Annotated in this window: 11 protein-coding genes; 10 read left to right on the forward strand and 1 reads right to left on the reverse strand. The window is 49.8% G+C overall.

Features of this window, described 5'->3' with window-relative positions; all coding sequences use genetic code 11:
• The first annotated feature begins 116 nt into the window (after nucleotides 1–116).
• The gene (locus AT746_RS09740) at nucleotides 117–1646 is read left to right on the forward strand and encodes a tryptophan halogenase family protein (RefSeq protein ID WP_062479774.1); all 1530 of its coding nucleotides are present in this window, start codon (nucleotides 117–119) and stop codon (nucleotides 1644–1646) included.
• Here AT746_RS09740 and AT746_RS09745 read toward each other — a convergent pair.
• Nucleotides 1643–3136 (reverse strand): tryptophan halogenase family protein, encoded by a 1494-nt coding sequence (locus AT746_RS09745; protein WP_062479776.1) that lies wholly within the window; start codon nucleotides 3134–3136, stop codon nucleotides 1643–1645. The two genes, AT746_RS09740 and AT746_RS09745, sit on opposite strands and share 4 nt — an antisense overlap.
• A gap of 228 nt (nucleotides 3137–3364) precedes the next feature.
• Here AT746_RS09745 and AT746_RS09750 point away from each other — a divergent pair, with 228 nt between their 5' ends.
• From AT746_RS09750 to AT746_RS09790, 9 genes are all read left to right on the forward strand, one after another.
• Entirely contained in the window at nucleotides 3365–4081 is a 717-nt protein-coding gene (locus AT746_RS09750; RefSeq protein WP_062479778.1) for a SapC family protein, read from the forward strand.
• Nucleotides 4082–4467: 386 nt separating this feature from the next.
• On the forward strand, nucleotides 4468–5364 hold the full coding sequence (gene nagK / locus AT746_RS09755; protein WP_062479780.1) for an N-acetylglucosamine kinase: 897 nt from the start codon (nucleotides 4468–4470) through the stop codon (nucleotides 5362–5364).
• Nucleotides 5364–6362 carry a glucosamine-6-phosphate deaminase NagB-II gene (gene nagB-II / locus AT746_RS09760; protein WP_062479782.1) on the forward strand — a complete coding sequence of 333 codons (999 nt, stop codon included), beginning with the start codon at nucleotides 5364–5366 and terminating at the stop codon, nucleotides 6360–6362. Before nagK ends, nagB-II begins: the two co-directional genes overlap by 1 nt.
• Nucleotides 6363–6370: 8 nt before the next feature.
• Complete coding sequence (nagA, locus tag AT746_RS09765; protein ID WP_062479784.1) at nucleotides 6371–7492, forward strand: N-acetylglucosamine-6-phosphate deacetylase; 1122 nt, start codon at nucleotides 6371–6373, stop codon at nucleotides 7490–7492.
• Between the two features lie 54 nt (nucleotides 7493–7546).
• Nucleotides 7547–8845, forward strand: a complete 1299-nt coding sequence (gene nagP, locus AT746_RS09770) for an N-acetylglucosamine MFS transporter NagP (protein WP_062479786.1) — start codon at nucleotides 7547–7549, stop codon at nucleotides 8843–8845.
• Between the two features lie 12 nt (nucleotides 8846–8857).
• On the forward strand, nucleotides 8858–9943 hold the full coding sequence (locus AT746_RS09775) for an acyltransferase family protein (protein ID WP_062479788.1): 1086 nt from the start codon (nucleotides 8858–8860) through the stop codon (nucleotides 9941–9943).
• Between the two features lie 102 nt (nucleotides 9944–10045).
• A complete protein-coding gene (locus tag AT746_RS09780) occupies nucleotides 10046–11152 on the forward strand; it encodes a type 1 glutamine amidotransferase domain-containing protein (RefSeq protein WP_062479790.1) in 1107 nt (368 codons plus the stop codon).
• A 55-nt stretch (nucleotides 11153–11207) separates the two neighbouring features.
• Nucleotides 11208–11891, forward strand: coding sequence for a response regulator transcription factor (locus AT746_RS09785; RefSeq protein ID WP_062479793.1), 684 nt, complete (start codon nucleotides 11208–11210; stop codon nucleotides 11889–11891).
• Nucleotides 11878–13146, forward strand: a complete 1269-nt coding sequence (locus AT746_RS09790) for a sensor histidine kinase (RefSeq protein ID WP_062479796.1) — start codon at nucleotides 11878–11880, stop codon at nucleotides 13144–13146. Before AT746_RS09785 ends, AT746_RS09790 begins: the two co-directional genes overlap by 14 nt.
• Nucleotides 13147–13208: the final 62 nt, after the last annotated feature.

The following is a 13208-nucleotide window of genomic DNA, read 5'->3' on the forward strand; positions in this document are numbered from 1 at the left end:
TACAGTGCTGCATGTTAGCTGATGTTCGATAAAACAATCCCCGCTCTGATGAACGGGGATTTTTTATTTTCCTGTCATCACTGCCCGTGTAGCATAGAGACATATGGGGTATAACTATGCAAAGCAATAACCAATCAAGGCGTATACTGATTCTGGGCGGCGGTACAGCAGGCTGGATGACGGCCATGATCATGGCCAGACACTGGCAGAAGCAAGAGGTCAGTATCACCCTGCTGGAGTCCAGTGATATTGGTATTATCGGGGTCGGAGAAGGCTCTACGCCAGCCCTTAAACAGTTTTTTGATATGATGGACATCCGCGAGCAAGAATGGATGCCAGCATGCAATGCCACCTACAAGGTGGGGATCACCTTCAGTCAGTGGTCTGTCAAACCGGGTTTTGAAAGTTACTTTCATCCCTTTAAATTCAGGCTGGATGAACAATTCTCCCAGGCATTTTTTCACTCTGCGCTGATGCGAAGACAAGGCATCGAGATGCCCGCGCACCCGAATCAGTTCTTCCTCGCGCCGTTGCTGGCTGAGAAACATCTGGCCCCCCTGCCGCACTACAACTTTCCCTTTGAGCCAGCCTATGGCTATCACTTTGACTCGGCTTTACTGGGACGTTTTTTGAAAGAAAAAGCACAGGAATTGGGAGTCAGGCACAAAGAAGGCAAGGTTAATCAGGTGATTAGGTCAGATAGCGGGCATATCCTAAGCTTGCTGACCGAGCAGGGAGAGCAGATTGACGCTGAGCTTTTTGTCGACTGCTCAGGCTTTGCCGGCGTGCTGATGCAAAAATCGCTCAAGGTGCCGTTTGTAGGCTTTGAGTCCAACCTGTTTAATGACGCAGCAGTGGCTATTCCCAGCCCACCCGACTCTCACTTACCCTCACAGACCCTGTCAACTGCAATGAAACATGGCTGGCGCTGGCAGATTCCTCTTACCAACAGAAATGGTAATGGTTATGTGTACAGCAGCAAATATTGTAGTGCCGATGAGGCTGAAACTGAGCTGAGGTCTGCACTTGGGCTGCTGAATCAGGATGTGCCTGCTCGACATCTTAAGATGAAGGTGGGCAGACTGGAAAAACACTGGCATAAGAATTGTCTGGCGATAGGGCTGTCCCAGGGATTTATTGAACCCCTGGAGGCGACTGCTCTGTTTTTAGTGCAACAGGCAGCGGCGCTGTTTGTGGATGCCTATGAAAAAGGCCAGTTTACAGAACAAAACCAGGACGCCTACAACGCCAGTATTTCAGGTTATTTTGAGGGCATCCGGGATTACATTGTTGGCCACTATATCACCAGCTCCCGCACAGATTCGCCGTACTGGCTTGATTGCCAGAACAATCAGCAGAACCTGTCAGACACTCTGCGTCACATTCTGGATGTCTGGCACAGTGGCGGTAACCTGGCTGAAGAATTGCGTCGTGAACATATCAGCCGCTATTATTCACCCGTTTCCTGGCATTGTCTGCTGGCTGGTACCGGAACCTTTCCTGATCCAGACAAGCTAAGGCCTCCCTCACCCACTGACAAGCAGGTGAATATCAGGAAAATTCAGGAGTTTCTGTACCGTTGCAGCCTTAACTTTGATCCTCAGCATCAATATTTACAGCAAAGAAACGCTGAACAAATGCCTTAACCCTGCTGACAGCGCTGAAGATAAGCAGTATGCGGTGGACTGTTTTCCACGGCGCTGGCTATGCTGCGACGCATTCCGGCCAGCCCCTGCCTGATAAGATCCAGGGGGATCTTTTCAATACTCGGATCATAGCGCAGTGGGTAGCACTGGTAACCGTCAAACAGCGCCAGCCAGCTGTTAGGCTGAAATATTTCATGGCGTTGACGAGGCAGCATGCCGTTGGCCTTAAATAACTCAATTCTGTGTGCCAGGGTGTCCGGGATGCTTATCTGCCGGTATTCCTGCCAGAACGGTTCCTGCCGCTGGTTCAGGCAATAGTGCAGAATCACGAAGTCGCGCACGCTCTCATACTCTTTTTCTATTCTGTAGTTAAATTCATCTCTGAGCGCAGGCTGAAATCCTGTATCGGGGAATAACAGCTTGATCTTCTCGATAGCGGTTTCGATCAGTGCAATGTTTGTGCTTTCAATCGGCTCAAAAAAGCCTGCCGCCAGGCCAAGTGCGATACAGTTTTTGTTCCATGACTTATTCCTTCGTCCCGGCGTGAATCTCAGCACTCTGGGATCCTGCAGCAATTTTCCCTCTATATTAGCTCTCAACTCTGCCTCTGCCTGCTTGTCTGTCTGGTGTGTGTTGCTGTACACCAGTCCATTTCCCTGGCGATGCTGCAGTGGAATTTTCCATTGCCATCCCGCTGTACGTGCATTTGCCTGAGTATAAGGAGCTGGATCGCCCTGTAATTCGCTCTGTGCCACTACTGCTGAATCACAGAGCAGCCACCGACTCCAGTCCTGATAACCGGTTTTCAATGTCTGTTCAATCAGTACCCCTTTGAAGCCACTACAATCAAGAAACAGCTCCCCTTCTACCCGTTGTCCGTTATCCAGCTTCAGGGCGGTGATAAAGCCATTTTCTGCGCTGGTTTCAACTTCAGTAACGGTAGCATCGATTCGCTGAACAGCATTCTCTTCAGCATGCCTGCGTAACAATCCGGCGAATAGTCCCGCATCAAGATGCAGGGCCCAGTCAAACACTGACAGTGCAGATTGTGGCTTCGATGGCGGTAAACAGAATTTATTCTGCTTGGCGAGTTGCACCGCAACACAGTATTGTTCGAGTTGCCCGGCTGATTCCGCGCTATTGTGCTTTAGCCAGTAGTGATGAAATGGAATGCCATTCAGCGCTTCACCATAGCTGCCAAAGGGGTGAAGAAAGCTGCTTTTGGGGCTTAGCCAGCCATTGAACTGAATTCCAAGTTTACAGGTCCCCTGAGTGGCTCTGATGACCTCTTCGTCTGTCAGGCCCAGCATGGAATAAAAACGCCGTATGGTAGGAATGGTTGCCTCACCAACACCTATGGTGCCGATTTCTGATGATTCAACAACAGTGATATTCAGTTGCGGAAACGTGTCTTTAAGACTTGAAGCTGCCATCCAGCCTGCTGTGCCGCCACCAAGAATTACCAGTTTTTGAATGGGATTGTTTGACATAACCGCCTCTTGAGCCCAATAAGGTGCGTTGCACTTCGCACGCAGAACGTTTTTTACATTAATGACAGCGTTATCATTTTACAACTATTTTCACTGATCACCCTTTTATTGGTCAGCAGACCTGCGTCGTTTTACCCTCAGTGATAGCGTAAAAACACGGCGCTCGTCATTGGCCACATTCTGTGTCAAAGTATTGCGCAAATTTTTCTTGGTATTTGAAGGTAGTTTATGAGCGAAAAGATAGTTCCGGTTGATAAAGACGCCCACGCTAAACTTAAGGTGGACAACAAAGCCCTGTCTCAGCTGTTTGCCGAAGATCATGTTATTCCGGTGTTGGTGCGCGAGTTTGTCGGTGTCGCGGCCGAATTTCCTATCGTATTTGTGCGTAATGAGAGCACGCAACAGCTGCATACGGTGGCAATGATGGGACTGAAAAGAGGCTGCAACCTTTATTGTCAGAGCGAACAATGGACAGCGCCTTATATGCCTCAGTCAATGCGCAACGCCCCTTTCTCTATTGGCCAGAAAGAACAAGGCTCTGAAGAGCTGGCAGTGTGTATTGATGAAAACCACCCGCTGGTCGGAAAAGACAAAGAATATCCCTTGTTTGATGAACAGGGACAACAGACCGAGTTCCTGCAGTCCAGAGCCAAATCTATTGCCAGCTACATTAACGATACACAACAGTCGATAAAGTTTGTGGAGATGCTGGAACAAAAAGGCCTGTTGGCTCCCAGAGATATGCAAATAAAGATGAAGAATGGTGAAGAACTGACGATTAATGGCATTTTTGGTATTAATGAAGAAAAACTGAACACACTCAGCAATGAGGATTTTAATCAGTTGCGTGAACAGGGGCTGTTAGCGCCTATTTACGCGCAACTGTTTTCAATGCAACAAATTCATCGCCTGACCGCGAAGTATATGCAGCAGGTAAAAGGTTGAAAACTCAGCAGTAAGAACAGACGCTTTGTCATGTCAGCAGGGCAGCCCGGGCTCCCTGCTTATTCTTTTTTATCATTCTGTAAACTTATTCCGGCACAAACCCTTTGCAATCCTGAGAACCTTTGTTAACATAAATGACAGCGCTGTCATTTATGTTAACAATAATTCCGACTGTTAAGCTTCGTGGTCACTGTTAGTCTTTGTAGCTCATCCTCGGTTGGATAATTAGCGCATCAACCCAAGCTGCGGGATAGAGTAAGTATGAAAGATAACAATATTGTAGTAAGGAAACTGAATGACAACGCTGTCATCTCTCTGTTATTCTCTTTCCTTCTGGTTGACCTCTGTAATTCAATCCTTTCAGCTATGCATGTAAAAGGTAAAGTATGACTAGCCAGCAAAAATTTTTCCTGGGGGTAGACGGTGGCGGCAGTAAATGTCGCGTGTTGCTGACTGACGAGCAAGGCACCGCCCTTGGCGAAGGCATATCCGGGCCCGCCAACCCCAATCAGGGGCTTGATTTGGCAATCAATTCGATACTCTGTGCCACAGAGCAGGCGCTTAAAGACGCCGGGCTGTCATCAGATCATATTGATCAGCTTTATGCCGGTGTTGGTCTGGCAGGTGTCAATTTGCCTAAATATCGCCGAATGCTGGAGCAATGGGATCACCCTTTTGCACAAATGCATATCACTACAGATCTGGAAATCGCCTGTCTTGGCGCCCATGATGGTGAAGATGGTGCAGTTATTATCTCCGGTACCGGCTCTGTGGGCATGGCTCGTGTGGATGGTGAGCAGCATGCTTTTGGCGGTTATGGTTTCAGTGTTGGCGACCAGGGCAGCGGTGCCTGGATCGGACATCAGGCAGTAATCAACAGCCTGCTGGCACTGGATGGTTTGCGACCTGTTTCTGAGCTGGTGCCGCGGCTGCTCAGTCATACTCAGTGCACTGACGCCCAGCAGCTGGCTGAAAAAATGGCGAACCTGCCTCCCTCTGCCTACGCCCGGCTGGCACCACTGGTGATCGAACAGGCCGAATCTCAGCAGGATGCGATAGCGCTGGATATTCTTATGTCAGCGGCGGACTATATTAATCAGCTATCCAGAAAATTGTTAACCTATCACCCTCCCCGACTGGCAATGATTGGTGGTCTGGCAACACCTTTACATCCATGGCTGGCTGAAGATGTGAAACCGCATATTAAAGCCGCCATTCATAGCCCGGAAGTCGGGGCCATACTCTTTGTTAAACAGAAAAACGCCATAAGTGAGAACCTTTGATGTCGATCAGTCTGATGGCTCAGGAAGCCGCACAAACTCCACAACGTATTCAAACTCAGTTACAGGAAAACCAACAGGCTTGCAGCCAGCTGGGCGAACGGATCAGAAACTTTAATCCGGCTTTTGTACTGATGGTTGGCCGGGGCTCTTCCGATCATGCCGGGGTGTTTGCCAAGTATCTTATTGAAGTGGAAACCGGTACCGTCGTTACCGCCTCAGCACCCTCCGTGGCGAGCGTGTACGGTAAGTCACTGAACCTCAGTCAGGCTCTGGTGATTGTTATTTCGCAATCCGGCCGCAGCCCTGACATTCTGGCCCAGGCAGAATCAGCAAAAAAGGCCGGCGCGTTAGTGGTAGCGCTGGTCAACGATATCAGCTCGCCATTGGCAAAGATGGTAGATATGGTATTGCCCCTTAACGCCGGCGAAGAAAAAGCCGTGGCGGCAACCAAAAGTTATCTCTGTACTCTCAGTGCACTGCTGCAGATGGTGGCCTACTGGAAGCAGGATAATGATTTGATTGAGGCTCTTAAAAGCCTGCCGGATAAACTGCAACAGAGCATCGATTCTCCGGTTCAGTTAGATGTCAGTTTTGTTCGTGACCTGCGCCATTGTGTGGTGCTTGGACGCGGGTTTGGCTATGCCATCAGCCGTGAAATTGCGCTCAAACTGAAAGAAGTCTGCAGTGTGCATGCCGAAGCTTTTTCCAGCGCCGAGTTTTTACATGGTCCGGTTACCCTGGTGGAGAAAAAGCTGGCGGTGATCGATCTCACCATTGAGGATGAGTCTTTCAATAGCCACAGAGAACAGATTATTGAAGTGGGTCGCCGGGGTGCCACCCTGTGCAATATGACCCAGCCGGTCAAAGACATTCATCCAAGACTGGCGCCTTTGACATTACTGCAGCGCTTTTATCTGGATGTGGAACAGGTTGCCCAGGCAATGGGATACAATCCCGATGCCCCGGCCGGCCTGAATAAAGTCACTCAGACATTGTAGGGCATATTATGTCGATAACTTATCAGGCCAGACAGTTCTTCGACGGTGAGAAAATGCATGACAATGCCACTGTCACCGTTGAAGGGAATCAGGTGCTCTCCCTGGCGCCGCAACCCGGGGCACAGATGATCCATCTGGATGGTCTGCTTGCCCCCGGATTTGTGGATGTGCAGGTAAACGGAGGCGGTGGTGCACTGTTTAATACTGATACCAGTATTGAGGGGCTGAGCCGTATCCGTGAGGCTCATAGCCGGTTTGGTACCACTGCCATGACGCCAACACTGATCACCGATGATATCGGGCGGATTGAAACGGCCGCCGAAGCTATGGCCGGGGCTATTGAACAGCAACTGCCCGGCATTCTCGGTATCCACTTTGAAGGGCCGCACCTGAGTAAGCCAAAAAAAGGCATTCACCGGGAAAAGTTTATCCGCTGTATCACCGATGCAGAATTAGCTCAGTTTTGTCGTCAGGATCTGGGGAAGGTTATCGTCACCCTTGCTCCGGAGAATGTACCAGCCGATATTATCGCTGAACTGGTAAGCCAGGGCGTGCACGTGTGCCTTGGTCACTCTGATGCCGATGCTGAAACCGTCATGGCGGCACTTGAGGCCGGTGCTACCGGTTTTACCCATCTGTATAACGCCATGTCTGCCCTTACCAGTCGTGCGCCGGGAATGGTGGGAGCGGCAATGGCGGATGAAAGCAGTTACGCGGGTCTGATTGTGGATCTTTATCATGTTCACCCTTTAAGTGCCCGCGCCGCCATCAGGGCCAAAGGTACAGACAGGATGATGCTGGTCACTGATGCCATGGCCCATGTGGGTTCTGACAAAAGTGCTCTGCCCTTTTTCGATACAGTGATCCAGCGCGAAGGTGACAAGCTGACCATCGAAGATGGCACCCTGGCGGGCTCTGCACTGGATATGGCCAGCGCCGTCCGCAATAGTCATCTGCATCTGGGGCTGCCCCTGACGGATTGTCTGCAAATGGCGGCACTAACACCGGCCAGGTATCTGGGCCTGGAGCATAAACTGGGTAAACTGTTGCCCGGTTATCAGGCCGATATGGTGTTGTTAAATGACCAACAACAGGTAGAAAAATGCTGGATTGGCGGACAGCCCGTGTAGCGCCAACAATAACAAACGCATGTCGTTCGACGGCATCAGATAAGGTGTAAGATAATGCAAACAGCAAGTACCAAACAACTGACTCAAAGCAACTTTGTGCCCATGGCGATTGTTGCTGCGATGTTCTTTATTCTCGGCTTTGCGACCTGGCTGAATGGCTCGCTGATGCCATATCTTAAGCAGGTGCTGCTGCTGACCCCATTTGAAGCATCACTGATTCTGTTTTCGTTCTATATTGCTGTCACTTTTACCGCAATTCCCTCCGCCTGGGTGATCCGAAAAGTGGGTTATAAAAATGGTATGGCCATGGCAATCGGCTGTATGACAGTGGCTGGATTATTGTATATTCCCGCCGCCAATACGCAGTTTTTCGGCTTATTTCTGTTTGCGCAACTGGTTATGGGTATTGGTCAGACGTTGTTACAAACTGCGGTAAACCCCTATGTTGTCCGACTTGGCCCGGAAGAGTCTGCTGCGGTCAGAGTCAGCATCATGGGGATTCTTAATAAAGGCGCTGGTATTGTCGCCCCCATCGTCTTTAGCGCGCTTATCGCCAGCAGTTTCTCAGGCCTGGTAGGTAAAGAGCTGAGTAAAGAAGAAGTCGATATGATGGCCGATAGCCTTATCCTGCCCTATCTGGGCCTGGCAGGCTTTCTGGCGTTGTTTGCCATTGGTGTTAAGTTTTGCCCGCTACCAGAGATTATTGAAACCGACGAAAAAGATGCCGGAGGCACCGTCAGAGAGGCCCTTGCCCACCCCAGTCTGGTCTTCGGTGTTATCACCATCTTTTTCTACGTGGCCGCAGAGGTTATCGCTGGTGACACTATCGGTGCCTTTGCATTGTCACTTGGTGTGGCCAATTACAGTGTTATGACCTCCTACACCATGGGCTTCATGGTAACTGGCTATATTCTCGGCATTATACTTATTCCCAAAGTCATCTCTCAGCAAACGGCTCTGACCTGCTCTGCCGTACTGGGCATCGTGTTGTCACTGGCAATTGTGTTTGGTAACAGCGAGTCTCTCATATTAGCGAATACCTTCCTGGTTCCCTTTGGTGGTGTTGCCCTGCCTGACACATTATTGTTGATCGCCGTGCTGGGCCTGGCTAATGCCATTGTCTGGCCTGCCGTGTGGCCACTTGCTCTGTCCGGGCTTGGCAGGCTTACCAGCACAGCATCGGGTTTACTGGTAATGGGTATCGCCGGTGGTGCAATTGGCCCTGTCTTATGGGGGCTGGTAAGCGGTATCGGGGATGCGAAGAGTCAGCAGTTTGGCTATATCGTGTTGCTGCCTTGTTATCTGTTTATTCTGTATTTTGCTCTTATCGGGCATAAAAAGCGCAGTTGGTAATGGAGACTTCTGATGCAACGTGAAATCAGCCTGGATATTTTCCGCGGCCTGACCCTGGCCGCGATGATACTGGTCAATACACCGGGCTCATGGTCCGCAGTGTACTGGCCGCTGCTGCACGCCGAATGGCACGGCTTAACCCCTACCGATCTGGTGTTTCCGTTCTTTTTGTTTATTGTCGGGGCCGCCATGTTTCATTCTATGAGCAGACTGCCCAAAGGTCAGATACCCTGGCTTAAAATTATCAAACGCACTGCGCTGTTGTTTTTAATTGGCTTGTTTCTGAGCATCTTCCCTTTCGATGAGTCTCCCGGCGACTGGCGGATTATGGGGGTGCTGCAACGTATTGCACTGTGTTATTTCCTGGCCGCGATGCTGATCCTCACTATCAGCAGCAAAAAAGGCTTATGGATAGCGTCGGCGATTATCCTTATCGGCTATTATCTGGTCATGCTGATATCGCCTTCACCCTGGGCACTGGAATCTAATCTGGTACGGCAGGTTGATTTGTATCTGCTTGGAGCCAGTCATCTGTATCATGGCTTTGGTGTGGCGTTCGATCCGGAAGGGCTGCTGTCTACCCTGCCGGCAACGGTAACAGTAATCAGCGGCTATCTGACCAGTGCCATACTCAGCCGTTGTCAAACCAGTGGTGAAAAACTTAAACGTTTGCTCGGGTTTGGGGTACTGGCTCTGATAGGCGGTGTTATCTGGCATCAGTGGATGCCAGTTAATAAACCTCTTTGGACCTCCAGCTACGTGCTGGTCTGTACCGGTTTTGCCTGGTTGCTGCTGGCATTAATTGTGTTTTGCCATGATATGCGCAACTGGCACAAGGGATTACACTGGGCACAGGTATACGGCAGTAACCCCTTGTTTATCTATGTGCTGTCGTCGCTGTTTGCTACCACTATGGGACAGGTGTTACGTTTTGAAATTGATGGGGACACCACCAGCGCACATCGTCTGGCCTATGAGTTCCTGAATCAGTTCCTGTCGCCACACAACGCCTCTCTGGTATTTGCCTTGCTGGTTGTGGCCATGTTTTATCTGCTCAGCCTGTGGCTGTTTAAACGAAAGATCTTTATCAAGCTCTGAAACTCTGCGCATGTCGGGCGGCGGCATGCGCACCCTTCACTGTTTCACAACCACTTCACACCCCTACCCTCAAACTGGAGCTCCATTTATAAGGAGCTTACTATGAATATAATTAAAATCGCTTTACTGGCCCTTGGCCTGATGCTGAGTTGTACTCTCCAGGCGCAGCAGCGTCTATTGATGGTACTAAGCAGTTATGGTCAGAAAGACGCAGAACAAAATCTGATTAAGCCTGGGTTTGAGTTTGATGAACTGGCCAAGGCCTATCAGGTGTTTGTAAACAATGGCATTGAGGTAGATATTGCCAGCCCATCAGGTGGTCAGCCGGTTGCAGATAACTATGATGTGAAAAAGGAGTATAACCACGCCTTTATCAATGATGTCAGGGCGATGGGAAAGCTCCGGAACAGCCTTAAACTCTCTGCTGTTAACGCCAGTGACTATCAGGGCATCTTTGTGGTGGGTGGCAAGGGCCCCATGTTTGATTTATATCAGGACGAGTCTTTGCAGAAGTTGATCCGGGATATCTGGGAGAACAAGGGTATTGTGTCAGCGGTCTGTCACGGTCCGGCCGCTTTGGTTGATGTGAAACTCAGTGATGGCAGCTATCTGGTAGCGGGTAAAAAAGTTAATGGCTTCACCAATGAAGAGGAAGCCGCTTTTGGGAAAAAATGGCGATCACAGTTTGCCTTTTTGCTCGAAGATAAACTCAGAGCGCGCGGTGCAAATTTTGAGCATTCGCCGATGATGTTAAATCATGTGGCTGTAGATGGTCGCTTAATTACTGGTCAGAATCCGTTCTCAACGGTGGACACTGCCATTTCAACACTAAAGGCTATGGGAACTGAACCCACTTTTATCCCGGCATATCAGGACGATAAGACTATCAGGCTGGTGCGCAGACTTATCAATGGTGAGAGCTACACCACTGAGCAATTAGTCGCGGAACAGGTGCAGGCAGAACTCATCGGCAGTTATGGTTATTACGTGGCCCGTTTTGCCAAAACAGACCAGGATCGGAAAAAGGCCATTAAGCTGATGGAGTTGGTCAGCCCATTAATTCGCCAACCTATGCTGGAACTTAGCATTGCAGAAAACCATCAGGCGCTGGGTAATTATCAGCAGGCTAAAACCACGCTTATCACGCTGCTGGAGACTCATCCGGATCTGGAGCAGGCGCAGCAGATGCTTGATGGGCTGAATAAATAGCAATTCAATCGCGGGCAGGTACACTAAATCCGGAACAGACAAGAGAACATGTCCATTGAAAATACTAATCGTTGAGGATAATCGTGATATTACCTCCAATATCGCCGACTATCTCGAACCTGAGGGTTGGCAACTGGATTTTGCCGATAACGGCAAGCTGGGCCTGCAACTGGCGCTGGATCAGTATTATGATCTGGTGATTCTGGATCTGATGTTGCCGGGCATGGACGGCTGGCAGCTTTGTGCAGAACTGCGCTGTCGGGCTAACCGGCACATTCCGGTACTGATGTTAACCGCCAGAGACAGCCTGAATGACAAGGTAAAGGGCTTTGAGCTTGGCGCAGATGACTATCTGACCAAACCCTTTGCCCTGGAAGAATTGAAAATGCGCTGCCAGGCGCTGATACGCCGTCATGAGCTGAATCAGGAGCATAAACTGAGACTAGGACCTTTGGTTATTGACAAGCCAGGCAATCAGGTATGGCGGGAGGGGCAACGCCTTGATCTTAATCCCATCCCCTACAAGATTTTGCTGCTACTGGCTCAGGCTTATCCACGGGTCGTCAGCAGAAGCGAACTGATTGAACGCATCTGGCAGGACGAGCCTACAGACTCCGACGCTCTGCGCTCACATATTTACCAGTTGCGCCAAAAACTGGACAAACCTTTTACCAGCCCTATGCTGCATACGTTGCAACAGATCGGCTTTACCCTGAAGTTACCCCATGAGCCATCATAGTCTTAAACACCGCCTGCTGCTCAGCATCGCTCTGATTACCTGCCTGACCGCTGTGCTGTTTGGCTTTCTCAGTTTTTTATTTGCCTATCATATTGAAGACAGCTTCTTTGAGCGTCTGCTGGAAGACGAAGCGAAACGGATAAACTTCGGCAAAGATTTGTCTTATCACCCCGGGCTACCTATTTTTTCCTTGTATCAGCGGCAAAACCAGCTACCCGAAGAGCTGTTACAGATTCTGAAACAAGAGCCACAGCGAAGAGAAATTGGCACATCAGACGGTCGTCATTTTCATCTCAAACAGCTTGATGAAGAGCGTATGCTGGTTGCCGAAGTCAGCGACTATCTGGTGGTCAGAAAAATTAAACTGGCTATGCTGGAGTTCCTGCTGATTGGCCTTGCACTGGTGTTACTGCTTTCGTTGTGGGTGACGCTTGGCACTGCCAATCGTATGCTGCGCCCCTTAAGCAAACTGACCAACATGCTGGAAACATTGTCACAACATCCACCAGAACCGGGCTTTTCCAAAGGTTATCCGGACAATGAAATTGGTATGTTGGCGCGGACGCTGGATCAGCAATTGCAGCGCATTCAGGCATTTATTCAGCGCGAACAACAGTTCACCCGTGATATCAGCCATGAGCTGCGCACCCCGGTAGCCGTGTTTCAGGGCGCCCTGACATTGCTTAAACAAACCACTTCAGAGCCACGCCAACTAGAGCTGATTGAACGGCTGGATACTAACCAGCAAAGGATGCAACAGTGTCTGAACACGCTACTGGCACTTGCCAGAGAGGAAAACCTGCAACCTCAGCCCCTGCAGCTAAGAGCTTTTGGAGAACAGGCTTTACTGCCTCATCTGCTGACGCTGGAGCGACATAACAGAGAAGTCCAGTTGGACGTACCCGGTGAAACCAGGCTCTGCCTGCCAACATCTGTGCTGAGCATAATACTGGATAATCTGATTACTAATGCCGTTGCCCATGGTCAGGGCAAACTCATTGTTCGCTATGAGGATACCCAATTAACCATTGCCAATCAGGGGCCTGGCATAATACCTGAATTACAGAGCTCATTATTTGAACCTGGCAGCAAAGGAGCACACAGCCAGGGGTTGGGTATGGGTCTGTCAATCGTTAACCGGTTGTGTCAGACCTATCACATAGCCCTCGACTGCCAAAGTAACGATAATGGCACCTGTATGACACTGGACTTAACCAGGGTGCTCATGAAACATGCTGCAGTGGCTCAAGGTTAATTATGCTGATTAATGCTAATCTTGCAGAACACTTAATATATCTGTATCGAATACTGATACCG

The organism is Lacimicrobium alkaliphilum (assembly GCF_001466725.1).
Classification (GTDB): domain Bacteria; phylum Pseudomonadota; class Gammaproteobacteria; order Enterobacterales; family Alteromonadaceae; genus Lacimicrobium; species Lacimicrobium alkaliphilum_B.